Source organism: Micrococcus sp. HG099 (assembly GCF_024723355.1).
Classification (GTDB): domain Bacteria; phylum Actinomycetota; class Actinomycetes; order Actinomycetales; family Micrococcaceae; genus Micrococcus; species Micrococcus endophyticus.
Window position 1 is genome coordinate 1 of sequence record NZ_JANQCJ010000040.1, and the last position, 17091, is coordinate 17091.

Annotated in this window: 12 protein-coding genes and 1 tRNA gene; 2 read left to right on the forward strand and 11 right to left on the reverse strand. The window is 73.8% G+C overall.

From position 1 onward, the window contains the following. Positions 1–1440 (reverse strand): 5'-3' exonuclease H3TH domain-containing protein (locus NWP10_RS05380; RefSeq protein ID WP_309137700.1); only part of this gene is annotated, 1440 nt, incomplete at its 3' end. 66 nt (positions 1441–1506) lie between these two features. On the opposite strand from NWP10_RS05380, the gene NWP10_RS05385 reads away from it, so the two are divergent. Then, positions 1507–2040 (forward strand): PaaI family thioesterase, encoded by a 534-nt coding sequence (locus NWP10_RS05385; protein WP_258300142.1) that lies wholly within the window; start codon positions 1507–1509, stop codon positions 2038–2040. 69 nt (positions 2041–2109) lie between these two features. Here NWP10_RS05385 and NWP10_RS05390 read toward each other — a convergent pair whose 3' ends face one another. The 7 genes from NWP10_RS05390 to NWP10_RS05420 form a co-directional block, all read right to left on the reverse strand. Further along, positions 2110–2487, reverse strand: a complete 378-nt coding sequence (locus tag NWP10_RS05390) for a monovalent cation/H(+) antiporter subunit G (RefSeq protein WP_158494648.1) — start codon at positions 2485–2487, stop codon at positions 2110–2112. Positions 2488–2497: 10 nt separating this feature from the next. Next, positions 2498–2779: a monovalent cation/H+ antiporter complex subunit F gene (locus tag NWP10_RS05395; protein WP_017489398.1), complete on the reverse strand. Its 282-nt coding sequence runs from the start codon at positions 2777–2779 to the stop codon at positions 2498–2500. Next, on the reverse strand, positions 2779–3231 hold the full coding sequence (locus NWP10_RS05400; RefSeq protein WP_258300143.1) for a Na+/H+ antiporter subunit E: 453 nt from the start codon (positions 3229–3231) through the stop codon (positions 2779–2781). The genes NWP10_RS05395 and NWP10_RS05400 overlap by 1 nt, the downstream gene beginning before the upstream one ends. A gap of 38 nt (positions 3232–3269) precedes the next feature. Continuing rightward, positions 3270–4940, reverse strand: coding sequence for a monovalent cation/H+ antiporter subunit D family protein (locus NWP10_RS05405; RefSeq protein WP_258300144.1), 1671 nt, complete (start codon positions 4938–4940; stop codon positions 3270–3272). Next, on the reverse strand, positions 4937–5365 hold the full coding sequence (locus tag NWP10_RS05410; protein WP_258300145.1) for a cation:proton antiporter subunit C: 429 nt from the start codon (positions 5363–5365) through the stop codon (positions 4937–4939). Before NWP10_RS05410 ends, NWP10_RS05405 begins: the two co-directional genes overlap by 4 nt. Further along, complete coding sequence (locus NWP10_RS05415; protein WP_258300146.1) at positions 5362–8256, reverse strand: DUF4040 family protein; 2895 nt, start codon at positions 8254–8256, stop codon at positions 5362–5364. Before NWP10_RS05415 ends, NWP10_RS05410 begins: the two co-directional genes overlap by 4 nt. Positions 8257–8324: 68 nt before the next feature. Continuing rightward, positions 8325–8406 (reverse strand) — tRNA-Leu (locus NWP10_RS05420). A gap of 173 nt (positions 8407–8579) precedes the next feature. On the opposite strand from NWP10_RS05420, the gene NWP10_RS05425 reads away from it, so the two are divergent. Then, positions 8580–9176 (forward strand): ANTAR domain-containing response regulator, encoded by a 597-nt coding sequence (locus tag NWP10_RS05425; RefSeq protein ID WP_017488359.1) that lies wholly within the window; start codon positions 8580–8582, stop codon positions 9174–9176. A gap of 21 nt (positions 9177–9197) precedes the next feature. Here the strand turns inward: NWP10_RS05425 and pyk are convergent, their stop codons facing one another. The 3 genes from pyk to gltB are packed head-to-tail and all read right to left on the reverse strand — an operon-like array spanning position 9198 to position 16817. Beyond that, positions 9198–10685: a pyruvate kinase gene (gene pyk / locus NWP10_RS05430; protein WP_017488360.1), complete on the reverse strand. Its 1488-nt coding sequence runs from the start codon at positions 10683–10685 to the stop codon at positions 9198–9200. Positions 10686–10738: 53 nt separating this feature from the next. Then, positions 10739–12196 carry a glutamate synthase subunit beta gene (locus tag NWP10_RS05435; protein ID WP_258300147.1) on the reverse strand — a complete coding sequence of 486 codons (1458 nt, stop codon included), beginning with the start codon at positions 12194–12196 and terminating at the stop codon, positions 10739–10741. Next, positions 12189–16817, reverse strand: coding sequence for a glutamate synthase large subunit (gene gltB / locus NWP10_RS05440; RefSeq protein WP_258300148.1), 4629 nt, complete (start codon positions 16815–16817; stop codon positions 12189–12191). The genes NWP10_RS05435 and gltB overlap by 8 nt, the downstream gene beginning before the upstream one ends. Positions 16818–17091: the final 274 nt, after the last annotated feature.

Genomic DNA, 17091 nt, shown 5'->3' on the forward strand with positions numbered 1-17091 from the left:
GGCCCCCTGCGCGTCGGCCTCGGCGGGCTCGCGGGGGGCGGCCAGCGGGGTGTGCAGGTGCGCCTCGGCCAGCGCCTCGAGAGAGGTGTCGCGGCGGTCCGGCTGGATGAGGTAGGCGGAGAGCAGGACGTCGTCCACGACGCCGTCCAGGGGCGTGCCGGCCTCGAGGGCGGTCGCCTCGGCGGGCTCGGCGATCGCCTTGAGGACGCGCTTGAGATCGTGGACGGCCTTGGAGAGCCCGCCCTCGCCGAGGGCCTCCCGCAGGGCGGCCAGCAGCGCGGGGTCGGGCGCGTCGGCGTCGAGGCTGACGTGCAGGCCGGCGTGCTCGCCCACGAGGGCGACGCCCACGGCGGTGCCGAAGGTCCCCGGCACGGGCACCTTGCGCTTGGGCAGCAGGGCCGGGCCCTCCACATCCACGTGCACGCCGAGCAGGTTCCCGGCCTCGGCGGCGAGGAAGTCGGCGACGTCTTGGGCCGTGGCGGCCTCGGTGAACTCCGGCGCCTCCTCCACCTGGGCGGCGGGCGCCGTCTCGCCGAGCCGTTCGGAGAACACCTCGAACACCCGCTCGCGGATGCGGTTGAACTGCAGGGCGTCGAAGAGCTCCTCCACGGGCTCCCGCTCGGGCATCTCCAGGGCCATGGCCTCAAGGCCGATCGGCAGGTCCAGGTCCCGGACGAGGGCGTTGAGGCGGCGGTTGCGGCGCACGTCGTCCAGGTGGGCGCGCAGGGCCTCGCCCTTCTTGCCCTTGATCTCGTCCGCGTGGGCCAGGACGCCGTCCAGGTCCCCGTACTGGGTGAGCCACTTGGCGGCGAAGCCGGGGCCCACCCCGGGCACGCCGGGCAGGTTGTCCGCCGCCTCGCCCACGAGGGCGGCCAGCTCCGGGTACTGGGCCGGGGACACCCCGTACTTGGCCATCACCGCGTCGGCGTCCATCGGCGGGATGTCCGAGACGCCCTTCTTCGGGTAGAGCACGGTGGTGCGCTCGGAGATCAGCTGGAACGCGTCGCGGTCGCCGGAGACGACGACGGCCTCCCAGCCGGCCTCCTCGGCGCGGGCGGAGAGGGTGGCCACGATGTCGTCCGCCTCGTAGCCCTCCAGGGTGATCGTGGGGATGCCCAGGGCCTCCATGACCTTCACGGTCAACTCGATCTGCCCGGCGAACTCCGCGGGGGTCTCGGAGCGCCCCGCCTTGTACTCGCCGTACTCCTCGGAGCGGAACGTGGGGCCCGAGAGGTCGAACGCGACCGCCACGTGCGTGGGCCGCTGCTGGCGGATCATGGTGAGCAGCATGGCGGTGAAGCCGTACACGGCGTTGGTGTGCTGGCCCGTGTCCGTGGCGAAGTTCTCGGCGGGCAGCGCGTAGAACGCGCGGAACGCCATCGAGTGACCGTCCAGGACCAGCAGGCGCTGCGGGTCCTCCGGGGTCGGATCTGCCGCCATGGGTGCTCACGTCTCCTCTCGGCGCGCGGCGCGGTCGCGCCCGTCGCGTGTGCCAGCCTAGTGGCCATGACCGACCACGCCGAGCGCGCCGACGCCGCCCCCGCCCCGACCTCCGACCTCGTCTACCGGCCCGGGGTGACCCCCGAGCTGACGGACGCGCAGCTGGAGGCCGCGTGCGCCGCCGCGGGCCTGACGCCCGAGCTCGTGGCCGCCCTCGGCGGGGCCACCGTGAGCCCCCTGGCCCAGAAGATGGGCATCCGCTTCCTCGAGCTCACCCCCGAGCGCGCGGTCGCCACGATGCCCGTCGCCGGCAACGAGCAGCCCGCCGGCCTGCTGCACGGCGGCGCCCACCTGGTGCTCGCCGAGTCCCTCGGGTCCATGGCGGCGAAGCTGCACGCCGGACCCGAGCGCGGCGTCGTCGGGATCGAGATCGGCGCCACCCACCACCGCGCCGCCCGCTCCGGGCTGGTCACGGGCACGGCCACGGCGATCCACCTCGGCGGCACGCTCACCACCCACGAGGTGGTGATGACGGACGAGCAGGGCCGGCGCCTGTCCACCGCCCGCATCACGAACATGGTGCTGCGCGGGCGCGGCTGAGCCGCCGGGCGGGCGCGCTCGCACAGCGCCGGCGCGCAGGCGGTGCCCGCGTTCAGGCGGCGCCCGTGCTCAGGACGCGTCGGGGGTGCGCGGGGCGGGCTCGCCGTGCTCGCGGCCCGGCGTGTCCTCGGCGAGCTCGTCGTAGTGGCCCGGGTTCATGGGCACACCCGTGAGGTACGCAGAGCGGCCCAGGGCCATGGTGGCCACGGCGGCCGAGCCCAGCTGCAGGACCACGATCAGGGCGACCTTAACGACGTTTGCCACGCTCGGGGCGAGCACGAGCCCGCCCACCACGATGAGGATCATCCCCACGCCGCCGGCCGTGCCGGTCGCGGAGATGCGGGTGTACGGGTCGGGGAAGCGGATGAGGCCGAGCCCGGCGGTGACGAACACCAGGGCGCCGGCCACCACGAGCACCGAGCCGATCACGGTCAGGACGAGGTCCACGGCGTCCTCCTCAACGCTTGCCGCGCGTGAGCGCGCGGGCCAGGGACATGCCGGACAGGAACGCGACGATCGCGGCCACCAGGACGAGGTCGAAGGTGAACGGGTTGTCCATGCGCACGCCGAACAGCACCAGCATCCCGAGGATGCTGAACGTGAGCAGGTCGCCGGAGACCGCGCGGTCCGCGTCGAGCGGGCCCTTCACAATCCGGTAGGCCGAGACCAGCGCCGCCACGGCCAGCAGGGCCACGGCCACGTCGATCCCGAGGTGGGACCAGTCGTAGTCCACCGGCATCAGGCCACCCCCTGCTTCCGCATCGCGTGGAGCAGCCGGCGCTCCATGTCATGGATCTCCCCGCGCAGGGCGTCCGCGTCGTCCGCGTAGAGCCCGTGCACGTAGAGCAGGCGCGTCGCGCCCGGGTCCCCCGGCTCCTCGCCGCGGGCGCCGGCCCGGCGCGTGCCGAGCGTCAGCGTGCCCGGGGTGAGCGTGATGAGTGCGGAGAGCAGGGTCACCTCCGCGTCCGTGCGGCAGTTGCTGCGGATCCGGGCGATCCCGGAGCGCGCCTGGTCGCCGGGCGTCACCAGGTCCTTGAGGACGGCCTCGGAGGAGGTGACCAGCGCCCAGGCGTACCAGCACCAGAACACCAGCCAGCGCCAGGGCCAGGACAGCGCCGAGGCGCGGCCCGGCGCCAGCACCACGGTGCCGTCCGCGGGGACGTGCCGGTCGGATGAGGGGTCGGCGTGCACGGGGTCAGCTCCTCTCGAGCCGTCGGTCGGGGTGCTCGTCACGGGGCCAGCACCGCCTCGATGTACCGCGCGGGGTCCAGCAGGCCCTGCGCGGCGACGTCGGTGAGGGTCCACAGCGCCTGGCCGGCGAGGCCGAGCACCAGGGTGGCGGCCGCGAGCACGACGCCCGGCATCGCCAGGCGGACCGGGATGCGCGAGCGCGTCACGTCCTCGTCCGCGGCGAAGGTGACCGGCAGGACGCCGGTGGGCGGGTCGATGGTCTGGGTGGAGGTCCACGACTCGGTCCGCTCGTGGTCCGTGCTGGAGCCCCGGCCCGAGGGCCCGGTCCGCTCCGCGCCGCGCCCCACCACGGGCAGGGCGGCGGTGGCCAGGCGCTCCCGCAGGCCGTGCGGCGTCCCGGGCTCGCCCCAGAACCAGGCGTCCCACACGCGCAGCAGCGCCCACAGGCTCACGAGGCTGCCCACGAGGACCACGGCGACCGTGACGAGGCGCCCGGCCTCGACGCCCGCGGTGACCAGCATGAGCTTGCCGACGAAGCCGGAGAACGGCGGGATGCCCACGATCGAGAGCAGCCCCACGAAGAAGACCACGGCGATGAGCGGCTCGCGCTTGGCCAGTCCCCGCAGATCTGCGAGCCGCCCGGTGCCGTAGCGCACCTCGACGGCGGCCGTCGCGGCCAGCAGGCACCCCATGGCGACCATGTGGTGGACGAGGTAGAACAGGCCCGCGGACAGCCCCAGCTGCGTGGACAGCCCGAGCCCGACGAGGATGCCGCCGATGCCGCTGACCATCTGCCAGGAGAGCACGAGGCGCACGCCGTGCACGCCGACGGAGGCCAGGGCGCCCACGGCCAGCGTGAGCCCGGCCAGCGCGAGCAGCAGCGGCAGGAAGCGGGCGTCGTTGTCGAAGAGCACGGAGAACACCCGGTACAGGGCGTAGACGGCCACCTTGGTGTGCAGGGCGGCGAAGATCGCGGTGACCGCGGGCGACGTCGAAGGGTAGGCCCGGGCCAGCCAACCGTGCAGGGGCACGACGGAGGCCTTGATGGACAGGGCGAACAGCACGAGGCCGCCGGCGATCGCCACCCGTTCGTCCCGCGCCGCCGCCCCGGCCATGACGGCGAGGTTGACGGTGCCGGTGAGGGCGTAGAGGAAGCCCACGGCCACCACGAGAATCGTGGAGGTGAGCAGGTTCAGCGTCACGTACAGGCGGGCGCCGTCCACGCGGCGCAGCGGCTCGCGGCGGTTCGCGGAGAGGACGTAGAGGCCGTAGCTGGGCAGCAGCATGACCTCGATGAACACGAAGAGGTTGAACAGGTCCGCGGTGAGCAGCGCCCCGTTCACGCCGGCCATCAGCACGAGCATGAGCGGGCCGAAGTACAGCGAGTTCACCACGCGGGTGCCGTGGGCCAGGTTGACGCCCACCAGGGTGAGCAGGCTCGTGAGCAGGAGCATGAGCCCCGTGAGCATGTCCGCGGCGAAGCCGATGCCGATGCCGCCCGGCCAGCCGCCCACGGAGGTGGCGAGCACGTCGCCGTCGAGAGAGCGGGCGATGATCAGCGCGCCGGCGCCGGCGGTGAGGGCCAGGACCAGCGCGACGACGAGCCGGTGCACGCGCGGCCGGTCGCCGGCGAGGGTCAGCAGGCCGGCCGTGATCAGCGGGCCGGCGACGAACAGGGGCAGCAGCTGCCCGAGCGCCTCGGGGCTCATGCGCGGCCCCCGTCCCGGGCCTCGGCCTCGCGGCCCAGGCGGGCGGCGGCGGCGCGCAGCTCCTCGCGCGGGAAGCGGGCGTCCGCGGCGGCCTGCTCGAGGGGGTCCGGCGCCTCGTGGCCGTCCGCCACGGCGTCGTCGTCACGGCCGGTGACGGCCAGGGTGAGCAGCAGGACGGTGATCGCGAAGGCGATCACGATGGCGGTGAGCACGAATGCCTGGGGCAGCGCGTCGGCCTGGGTCTCGACGTCGCCGCGGCCGGCGAACGGCAGGCCGCGGCGGTCCGTGCCGCCGGCGGCGATGATCGCGAGGTTGGCGGCGTGCCCGAGCAGCACCATGCCCAGGATGACGCGCAGCAGCTCGCGCTTGGAGAACAGGTAGAACGCCCCGAAGGTCAGCAGTCCCACCGTGATGGCGATGGTCATCGGCTCGTCTCCTCTCGTGCGGCGGCGGGGGTCGGCGCCGTGCCCGGCGCCGTGGTCGGCTCAGCGGCCTGCCCAGCGGCCGGGTCGGCGGTCGGCGACGTGGGATCGGGCTCGATCCCCGCCTCCGTCTCCGAGCGCTCGGGTCCGAGCAGGGAGAAGGCCGCGACGATCAGGCCGAGCACGGCGAGGTAGACGCCCAGGTCGAACGCGAGCGTCGTGGACAGGCCGTAGCCGAGGATCTTGACGCCGGCCGCTCCGAGGAAGCCCTTGCCCGTGAGGTAGCCGGCGACGCCGGTGAGGGCGCCCAGGGCGATGCCGCCGCCGATCAGCGTGAGGTACGGCCACTGCAGCCGGCGGTCCGTGTCGTGGTCCGCCGCCAGGTAGAGCAGGGCGTAGCCGGCGCCGGCGACGAGGGCGGCGATGAAGCCGCCACCGGGCTCGTAGTGTCCGCGCAGCAGCAGGAGCACGGAGAGCGCGATGATCAGCACCCCGAAGACGCGGCCGAACACCCGGATGTGCACGAGGTTCTCGCGCACGTGCGCCAGGGGCGAGCGCAGGTCCACCGCCGAGCGCTGGGGCGGGGCCGGGCGGCGGTTCAGCAGCAGGGCGGCCACGGTCAGGCCCGTGGCGCCGAGGACGGTCATCTCCCCCAGGGTGTCCAGCGCGCGGAAGTCCACGAGGATCACGTTGACCACGTTCACGCCGCCGGCCTGCGCGTAGGTCTGGGTGAGGTAGAAGTGCGCGATCTCGGACATCTCGCTGCGCCCGGTGAAGGCCAGGACGCCGACGGTGGCGGCCACGCCGGCGATGGTCGCGGCGACGACGGCCTGCACCCGGCGGGGGGCCGCCTCGTCCCGGAACCGCCCCGGCAGGCGCCGCAGCAGCAGCACCATGACGCAGACGGTGAGCACCTCCACGAGCAGCTGGGTGAGCGCGACGTCCACGGCGCCGAGGGTGAAGAACCACAGGGTCACGCCGAAGCCCACGACGCCGACCACCACCATGGCGCTGATGCGGGTCTTCGCGCGGATGGTCGCCACGACGCCAGCGCCCACGAGGAGCACGAGCGCCCAGTCGTGCCACCGGGAGGGGGTGCCCACCACGGCGGGCAGGTCGTCCACGGTGAGCGCGCCGGCCAGGGCGAAGGCCCCGAGCACGAGGGCCGGGATCAGCAGGTGCACGCGCGGGGCGATGGTGCCGGAGGACCGGTCCACGAGGGCGCCGAGCGAGACGAGGCCGTGCCGGGCGGCGTCGACCGCGCCGAGGCCGGAGAACGGCAGCGCGGCGCGCGCGGCGATCCGCTCGACCGGGCGGCGCAGCAGCACGAGGACCACGCCGGTGGCGATGACGGCCGCGGAGACCAGCAGGGCCGGGTTCACCCCGTGCCACAGGGCCAGGTGGGCGTGCACCTCGGTGCCGGAGGCGGCGTGCGCGGAGGCGGAGACGGGGGCGTCCAGCACGTGCGGGACAAGGCCGAGCACGACGCCGGCCGCGGCGGCCAGCACGGGCATCGCCCAGAACGCGGCGGGCGCCTCGTGGACCTCCTCGCCGCGGCCGGACTCCCAGGGCTCGGGCGCGCCGGCGGGGCTCGGCCCCCACAGGCCGAGGGCGCCGAGCACGAGGCGGCCGGAGTAGGCGACCGTGAAGACGGAGGCCAGGGCGATGGCCGCCGTGACGGCCGGGCCCGCCCAGGCCGGCCCGGGGGTGCCGAGGGCGGCGTCGAGCAGGCCCTCCTTGGAGACGAAGCCGAGCAGCGGCGGGATGCCTGCCATCGACAGGGCGGCCACGGCCAGGGCGGTGCCCGTGACCGACAGCCGAACCCGCCGGCCGGCCAGGACGCGCAGGTCCCGGGTCCCGGCCTGGTGGTCCACGACCCCGACGAGCATGAACAGGGAGCTCTTGAACAGCGCGTGCGCCACGGTGTGCACGATCGCGGCGGTCAGGGCCGCGGGGGTGCCGATGCCGATGACGGCGGTCAGCAGGCCCAGCTGGCTCATGGTGGAGTAGGCCAGCAGCCCCTTGAGGTCGTGGCGGCGGATGGCGGCCACCGCACCGAACACCGCGGTGGTCAGGCCGGAGATGAGCAGCAGCGCGGACCAGACGGCGTGGCCGGCCAGCACGGGGCTGAACACGAGCAGCAGGAACACGCCGGCCTTCACCATCGCCGCGGCGTGCAGGTACGCCGAGACCGGGGAGATGGCCACCATGGAGTCCGGCAGCCAGGACTGGAACGGGAACTGGGCGGACTTCGTGAAGGCCGCCACGGCCAGGAGCACCGCGAGCACCGTGCTGAGCGTCGGGTCCTGCCAGATCCCGCTGTCGAGCACCCCGCTCAGGGACGCGGTGCCCGTGGTGGCGACCATGGTCGCGACCGCGGCCAGCAGGGCGAGCCCGCCGCCGACCGTCACGAGCAGCGTGCGGATCGCGGGGTCGCGGGCGTGGTCGCCTGAGCGTCCGATGAGGAAGAAGGAGGCGAAGGAGGTGAACTCCCACGCGACGAACAGGACGACGAGGTTGTCGGCGAGCACCAGCAGGAGCATGGAGGCCGCGAACGCCGTCATGAGGAGGTAGAACGTGCCGTGCCGGTGCACCGCGGGGTCGCGCCCCAGGTAGCGGCTGGAGTAGGCCAGGATCGCGGCGCCGATCACGAGCACGATCATGGAGAACACGAGGGCGAGGCCGTCGAGGCGCAGGTCCAGGTCCACCCCGATCGCGGGGATCCACGGGTGGTGCTCCGCCTCGACGCCGCCGCTCCAGGCCGCGGCCAGCACGCCTGCGGCGGCCAGCAGCGGCAGGGCGAGCACCCAGCCCGCGTCCCTGCCCAGCCGGCGGGAGACCGGCACGGCGGCCGCCACTGGGAGGAGGGTCAGCAGGAGGCTGGTCAGGAGCACGGGACACCCTCGGGTTCGGTCGTACGGACGCGGATGCGGCGGTGCGGACCGTGGCCGCACGCCTGCGGTGCCCGAAGTGGGACTCGAACCCACACGCCTCTCGGCACCGCATTTTGAGTGCGGCGTGTCTACCGATTCCACCATTCGGGCAGGGCCGCCCGGAGGCGGGGTGGGACCACCCTATCAGCGCCCCGGAGCCCTCCGGCCGGCGGGAACACGAACCGACCCGCCCCGGACGGGGGCGGCGCGGGGCGGTAGCCTGGAGGCCGACCGGCGTCGCCACCCGCGGCGCGCCGCCCGGCCCTGCACGCGAAGGAGCTGACGTGTCGATGACGACGCCTGCCGAGGGGACCGGCCTGCGGGCCGTCGTCGCCGAGGACGAGACCCTGATCCGCCTGGACCTGGTGGAGGTGCTGACCGGCGCCGGCTACGAGGTGGTCGCCGAGGCCGGCGACGGCGCCGCCGCCGTGGCCGCGGTGCGCGAGCACCGCCCGGACATCGTCGTGATGGACGTGCAGATGCCCGTCATGGACGGCATCGCGGCGGCGAGCGAGATCGCGCAGGAACGCCTGGCCCCGGTCGTCATGCTCACCGCGTTCAGCCAGCGCGACCTCGTGGAGCGCGCCCGCACGGCCGGCGCCATGGCGTACGTGGTCAAGCCGTTCACCGAGCACGACCTCGTGCCCGCAGTCGAGCTCGCCGTGGCCCGATTCGAGGAGCTGCGCAGCCTCGAGTCCGAGGTGCGGGACCTGGGCGACCGACTCGAGACGCGCAAGCTCGTGGACCGGGCGAAGTCGGTGCTGCAGGACCGCATGCGCCTGAGCGAGGCGCAGTCCTTCCGCTGGATCCAGAAGACCTCCATGGACCGCCGGCTGACCATGCGCGAGGTGGCCCAGGCCGTCATCGACCAGGTGCGCTGAGCCGCCCCGCGCCCGCCCCGCTCAGAGCGGGGACCGGGCCGGCCAGAAGCCCACCGGCTCCTTCTGGACCGGGCGCGCCGGGGACGAGCCGCCGCCGGCGTCGTCCCCCACGCGGTGCACGCGCAGCGTGTTCGTCGAGCCGACCTTCCCGGGAGGCGAGCCGGCCGCGATCACCACGAGGTCCCCGCGCTCGGCGATGCCCTCGGAGGTGAGCGACTCCTCCACCTGGAGGGTCATCTTGTCCGTGGAGTCCTGGAAGGAGACCATCTTCGGGTAGACACCCCACGTCAGGCACAGGATGTTGTGGGTGTGCTCGCGGTGCGTGAACGCGTAGATGGGCTGGCGCGGGCGCAGCCGGCTCAGGCGCCGGGCCGAGTCCCCGGACTCCGTGAACGTGGCCAGGAACGGGATGTCCAGCTGGTCCGCGACCTCGACGGCGGCCCGGGTGATGGCGCCGCCGCGGGTGCGCGGGCGCGAGCCGAGCGGGTGGATCATCTCGAGCCCGTGGGTCTCCGTGGACTCGATGATCCGGGCCATGGTCTGGACCGTCTCGACCGGGTAGCGGCCCACGGAGGTCTCGCCGGAGAGCATGACGGCATCGGCGCCGTCGAGGACCGCGTTGGCGCAGTCCGAGGCCTCCGCCCGGGTGGGGCGCGGGTTCTCGATCATGGACTCGAGCACCTGGGTGGCCACGATCACGGGCTTCGCCCAGCGGCGGGCCAGGTCCACGGCGCGCTTCTGCACGACCGGCACGTCCTCCAGGGGCAGCTCGACGCCGAGGTCGCCGCGGGCCACCATGACGGCGTCGAACGCGTCCACGATCGCCTCGAGGTTGTCCACGGCCTGCGGCTTCTCGATCTTGGCGATGACGGGGATGCGGCGCTCCTCCTCGTCCATGATCTCGTGCACGCGCTCGATGTCCGCGGCGTCGCGCACGAAGGACAGGGCCACCATGTCCACGCCGGTGCGCAGCGCCCAACGCAGGTCCTCCTCGTCCTTCTCGGACAGGGCGGGCACGTCGACGGCGACGCCGGGCAGGTTGATGCCCTTGTTGTCCGAGACGTCCCCGCCGACCTCGACCTCGGTGACGACGTCCGTGTCGGTCACCTCGACGGCGCGCAGGCGCACCTTGCCGTCATCCACAAGGAGGGTGTCCCCCGGGCGGACGTCCCCGGGCAGGCCGGCGTGGGTGGTCCCCACGAGGTCCGCGGTGCCCTCGACGTCGCGCGTGGTGATGGTGAAGCGGTCCCCCGTCTCGAGGCCGTGGGGGCCGTCGGCGAAGCGGCCGAGGCGGATCTTGGGGCCCTGCAGGTCCGCGAAGATCGCGACCGGGCGCCGCTCCTCCACGCTGAGCCGGCGCACGCGCTCGAAGGAGCCCGCGTGCACCTCGTGGTCACCGTGGCTCATGTTGAGGCGGACCACGTCCGCCCCCGCCCGGATGATCGCGCGGGTGGTCTCGTCGGAGGCGGTGGCGGGCCCAAAGGTGGCGATGATCTTGGCGTGTCTCATGGGTCCACTCTAGGCACGGACGCGCCCCCCGTCCGAGGGGCGCGCCCCGCCGTTCACCTCAGGACGAAGCCGTGGTCGGAGGGCCGGACCGGCGCCGGGAGCATGGTGTCCCCCGTGAGGAACCGGTCCACCTCGGCCGCGACGGCGCGGCCCTCGGCGATCGCCCACACCACGAGCGAGGCGCCGCGGGAGACGTCGCCGCAGGCGAACACGCCCGGGGCCTGCGTGGCGTACGTCTCGTCGCGGACCACAAGGCCGCGCTCGAGGCTCACGGCGGAGCGGTCCACGAGCTCGTCCAGGTCCGCGCCCGTGAAGCCGAGGGCCAGCAGCACGAGGTCGGCCGGGATCTCGTGCTCGGTGCCGGCGCGCGGGCCGCGGGTGCCGTCGGCCCGGATCTCGGTCTCGGCCACCTTCAGGGCGCGCACCCGGCCGTCCGCGTCGCCGAGGAACTCGACGGTGGAGGCGAGGTAGGTGCGCTCGCCGCCCTCGGCGTGCGCGGAGGCGACCTCGAACAGGGTGGGCACGGTGGGCCAGGGCTGATGCTCGGGGCGCTGCTCCGGCGGCCGCCTGCCGATCGCCAGCGTGGTGACCGAGGCGGCCCCCTGGCGGTGGGCGGTGCCGATGCAGTCCGCGCCCGTGTCGCCGCCGCCGAGGATCACGACGTGCCGGCCCTGGGCGCTGATCGGCTCGGGCGCGCCGCCGGCGACCCGCCGGTTGACGGGCACGAGGTAGTCCATGGCCAGGTGGATGCCGTCCAGGCCACGGCCCGGCAGGGGCAGCTCCCGGCCGACGGGGGCGCCGGTGGCCAGCACCACGGCGTCGTAGCGGCGCTGCAGCGCCTCCCAGCTCATGTCCGTGCCGATCCGCACGCCGGTGCGGAACCGGGTGCCCTCCTCGGTCATCTGGGCGATGCGGCGGTCGATCAGATGCTTCTCCAGCTTGAAGTCCGGGATGCCGAACCGCAGCAGCCCGCCGAGCGCCTCGTCCTTCTCGTAGACCACCACGGTGTACCCCGAGCGGGTCAGCTGCTGGGCGGCGGCCAGGCCCGCCGGGCCCGAGCCGACGACGGCGACGGTCAGCCCGTTCTGCCGCTGCGGCGGGTGCGGGGTGAGGGAGGGCGCGTCGAAGAGGTGGTCCGCGATCGACTGCTCCACCTGCTTGATGGACACGGCCGGCTGGTTGATGCCGAGCACGCACGAGGCCTCGCACGGGGCGGGGCAGATCCGGCCGGTGAACTCGGGGAAGTTGTTGGTGGCCTCGAGGCGGGCGCCGGCCTCGTCCCAGTCGTCCCGGTACACGAGGTCGTTGAACTCGGGGATGAGGTTGCCCAGGGGGCAGCCGGCGTGGCAGAAGGGCACGCCGCAGTCCATGCAGCGGGAGGCCTCCGTGCGCACGATCGCCTCGTCCTGGCGCACGTGGACGTCCTTGAAGTCCATGATGCGGACGGAGACGGGGCGCGAGGGGCGCGCGACGCGCTCGCGATGCTTCAGGAATCCGCGCGGGTCAGCCACGGGTCACCTCCAGGATTCGGGCCCAGGCGGCGTCGCCGTCGGGGTCGGTGCCGGCGTCCCGGCTCTCGGTTCGGATCTCCTGCACGGCCGCGTAGCGGCGCGGCAGGACGGTGGTGAAGCGCTCCCAGAGCGCCTCGGCGGCCTCGGCGGGGCCGTCCAGCTCGGCGAGCAGGCGCGCGGCCAGGTCCGAGCCGGTGGCGGCCCGGTGCTCCTCGAGCAGCTCGCGGATGAGCGCGCGGTCCGCGCCCTCGGGGCGGCCGAGCAGCAGCTCGTCCTCCTTGACGGCGAGCGGGTTGAGCTGGGCGGGGTCCAGGTCCAGGAAGAACCCGACGCCGCCGGACATGCCGGCCGCGAGGTTGCGGCCGGTGTTCCCCAGCACGAGGGCGGTGCCGCCCGTCATGTACTCGAGGCCGTGGTCGCCGATGCCCTCGACGACGGCGACCGCCCCCGAGTTGCGGACCAGGAACCGCTCCCCCACGCGGCCGTTGAGGAACAGCCGCCCCGAGGTGGCGCCGTAGCCCACCACGTTGCCGGCGATCATGTTCTCCTCGGCCGCGAAGGGGGCCTCGGGGGCGGGTCGCAGGGCCACCGTGCCGCCGGAGAGGCCCTTGCCTACGTAGTCGTTGGCGTCCCCGGACAGGGTGATGCTCACGCCGGCCGGCAGGAAGGCGCCGAGGGACTGGCCGGCCTCGCCGGTCAGCTCGATGCGGATGGTATCCCGGGGCAGCTCGTCGTCGAGCCGGGCCGCGGTGACGCGGTGGCCCAGCAGGGTGCCCACGGAGCGGTCGGTGTTCACGAGGCGGTCCGTGACGGTCACGGGCGTCTCGGTGACCACGGCGTCCGCCACCTGGTCCAGCCAGCGCTGGTCCGCCTGGTCCTGGAGCCGGTGGTCCTGCTCCGTGAGCCGGCGGCGCGGGGCCTCCTCGGGCACCCCGGCGTCCGAGAGCACGCCGGACAGGTCCAGGCCCTCGGTCTTGAAGTGCCCGATCGCCGCGTCCTTGTGCAGCAGGTCCTGGCGGCCGATCGCCTCGTCCAGGGAGCGCAGGCCGAGCTCGGCGAGCAGCTCGCGCACCTCCTGGGCGATGTACTCGAAGAACGTCACCACGAACTCCGGCCGGCCGGTGAAGCGGGCGCGCAGCTCGGGGTTCTGCGTGGCCACGCCCACGGGGCAGGTGTCCAGGTGGCACACGCGCATCATGATGCAGCCCGAGACCACGAGCGGCGCCGTCGCGAAGCCGAACTCCTCGGCGCCGAGCAGGGCCGCGATCACCACGTCCCGGCCAGTCTTGAGCTGGCCGTCCACCTGCACGGTCACGCGGTCGCGCAGCCCGTTGAGCCGCAGCGTCTGCTGGGCCTCGCTCAGCCCCAGCTCCCACGGGGTGCCGGCGTGCTTGAGCGAGTTCAGCGGGGAGGCGCCGGTGCCGCCGTCGTGCCCCGAGATGAGCACGACGTCGGCCTTCGCCTTGGTCACGCCGGCCGCCACCGTGCCCACGCCGGTCTCGGAGACCAGCTTGACGTGCACGCGGGCCTGCGGGTTGGCGCGCTTGAGGTCGTGGATCAGCTGGGCGAGGTCCTCGATCGAGTAGATGTCGTGGTGCGGCGGCGGGGAGACGAGGGAGACGCCCGGCGTCGAGTGCCGCGTGCGCGCCACCCACGGGTACACCTTGGCGCCCATGAGCTGGCCGCCCTCGCCGGGCTTGGCGCCCTGGGCCATCTTGATCTGCAGGTCCGTGGCGGTGGACAGGTACAGGCTCGTGACGCCGAACCGGCCCGAGGCGATCTGCTTGACGCGCGAGTTGCGCTCCGGGTCGAGCAGGCGCTCGGGGTCCTCGCCGCCCTCGCCCGAGTTCGAGCGCCCGCCGAGGCGGTTCATGGCCACCGCGAGCGTCTCGTGGGCCTCCTGGGAGATCGAGCCGTAGGACATGGCGCCGGTGGAGAACCGCTTCACGATCGACTCGACGGACTCGACCTCGGAGACCGGCACGCGCTCGCGCCCCTCCGTGGCGAGCCCGAGCAGGCCGCGCAGGGTCATCAGGTCCGCGGACTGCTCGTCCACGCGCCGCGTGTAGTCCTTGAAGATGTCGTAGCGCCGCTCGCGGGTGGCGTGCTGCAGGCGGAACACGGTCTCGGGGTTGAACAGGTGCGGCGGGCCCTCCCGGCGCCACTTGTACTCGCCGCCCACGGGCAGGCCCGAGGTGCCGCGCGGGCCCACGGTGGAGGCGGAGGAGCCGTCCACGGGGAACGCCGTGGCGTGGCGGGCCGCGGATTCGGCCGCGATCACGTCCAGCCCCACCCCGTCCATCGGCGAGCGGGTGCCCGTGAAGTAGCGGTCCACGAAGGACCGGGAGAGGCCGAGCGCCTCGAACGTCTGGGCGCCGCAGTACGAGGCCACCGTGGAGATGCCCATCTTGGACATGATCTTCTGCACGCCCTTGCCGAGCCCGTGGATCAGGTTCCGGGTGGCCTCCTGCTCGGTGACGCCGGTGAGCGTGCCGGTGCGCACGAGCTCCTCGGCCGTCTCCATGGACAGGTACGGGTTGACGGCGGAGGCGCCGTAGCCGATCAGCACGGCCACGTGGTGGACCTCGCGCACGTCGCCGGCTTCCACGAGCAGGGAGGTGCGGGTGCGCGAGGCGCTCGCCAGCAGGTGGTGGTGCACGGCCGAGGTGAGCAGCAGGGACGGGATGGGCGCCCACTGCGCGTTGGCGTCCCGGTCCGAGAGGACCACGTACTGCACGCCGCGCTGGACGGCCGCGGAGACCTGCTCGCAGATCTCCTTGAGGCGGGAGCGCATCTCCTCGGCGCCGCCGGCCACGAGGTAGAGCCCCTTGACCTTGAGGGCGCGGCGCGTGCCGTCCTCGGCGCGCACCGCGGCGATGCGGGCGAGCTGCTCGTTGTCCAGCACCGGGAAGGGGATCTCGACGGCGTCCGTCGTCACCTTGCCCGCGGCGAGCAGGCTCGCCTGGGGTCCGATGCACGTGCGCATCGAGGTGACCTGCTCCTCGCGGATGGAGTCCAGCGGCGGGTTGGTCACCTGCGCGAAGTTCTGCGTGAAGTAGTCGAAGAGCAAGCGCGGGCGCGGGGAGAGCACCGCGATCGGGGTGTCCGTGCCCATCGCCCCGAGGGGCTCGGCGCCGTGCCGCGCCATGGGCTCGATGATCGTGCGCACCTCCTCGTCCGTGTAGCCGAACAGGCGCTGGCGCAGGCGGACGGAGTCGCCGTGATAGCGGACGGGCTCGCGCTCGGGCAGGTCCTCGATCCGCCGCAGCGAGTCGGCCACCCAGTCCTTCCACGGGGCGGAGGCGGCGATCTCGGCCTTGACCTCCTCGTCCTCGATGATGCGGCCCTGCTCGGTGTCCAGCAAGAACATCCGCCCGGGCTTGACCCGGCCCTTGCGGACCACGGTGGCCGGGTCGATGTCCAAGACGCCGACCTCGGACGCGAGCACCACGAGCCCGTCCCGGGTCTCCCAGAAGCGGGCGGGGCGCAGGCCGTTGCGGTCCAGCACCGAGCCGAGCTGCACGCCGTCGGTGAAGGCGATCGCGGCGGGGCCGTCCCACGGCTCCATGAGCATCGAGTGGTACTGGTAGAACGCGCGCCGGTCCTCGTCCATGGTGGTGTGGTTCTCCCACGCCTCCGGGACCATCATCATGATCGCGTGCGAGAGCGGGCGGCCGGCCAGGTGGATCAGCTCGGCCACCTCGTCGAACGACGCCGAGTCAGAGCCGGAGGCGCTCACGATGGGGAACATCTCCTCGGGCACCTCGCCGAGCAGCGGGTGCCGCAGCTCGCCCTGGCGGGCCCGCATCCAGTTGCGGTTGCCCTTGACGGTGTTGATCTCGCCGTTGTGCGCGATCGTGCGGAAGGGCTGGGCCAGCGGCCACGACGGGAACGTGTTCGTGGAGAAGCGGGAGTGGACCACGGCCAGGCGGGTCACGTACCGCTCGTCCGAGAGGTCCGGGTAGAACGGCTCGACCTGCGCCGTCGAGAGCATGCCCTTGTAGACGAGGGTGCGCGAGGACAGGGAGGGGAAGTAGACGCCGCTGCGCTGGGCGCGGCGGCGCAGGCGCCAGGCGCGGGCGTCCAGCGACTCGCCGGGGGCCTCGACGTCCTCACCGGCGGAGACGGCCAGGAAGAGCTGCTCGAAGACCGGCATGACGGCGCGCGAGCCCGGGCCGAGCACGGACTCGTCGGTGGGGACGGGCCGCCAGCCGAGCAGGTCCAGGCCCTCGACGACGGCGGCCTCGGCGATCGCCTCCTGCGCGGAGGTGCGGGCGGCCTCGTCCTGGGGCAGGAAGGCGGTACCGACGGCGTACTCCCCCGCCGCGGGCAGCTCGAAGGAGACGGTGGCGCGCAGCAGGGCGTCGGGGACCTGGGTGATGATGCCCGCGCCGTCGCCGGTGCCCTCGTCCGCGCCCACGGCGCCGCGGTGCTCGAGCGCCCGCAGGGCGGTCAGCGCGTCCTGGACGATCTTGTGGGTGGCCGGGCCGCGCAGGGTGGCGACGGCGGCGAGGCCGCACGCGTCCTTCTCCTGCTCCGGGTCGTAGAGACCCGCCGCCTCCGGCTGGGCCGCAAACGCGCGGAACGGGTCGGCGTGCGGGGTCTTCGATGGGTGCTGCATGGCGCGTCCTTCTCCTGTGGCCGGCCGGAGGGCCGGGGTGAGGAGGGGACGACGTTGGCCCCTGCGATGGTGAGCGGACCCTGCCGCGGGGATCGCCCGGCGGGTCGCGTTGCGCTCGAGAGTAGCGAGGAAGGCGACTCGCGCCACATTCTCAGACGCGGATGTCCGAATGCTGGACGCTCAGCGGTCCTCGCGGACCCCCGCGGCCGTGGCTCCGGCGCCGTCGTCGGGGCCCTGCCCCGCGACCGCCGCGTCGGCGGGCGCGCCCGCGCCG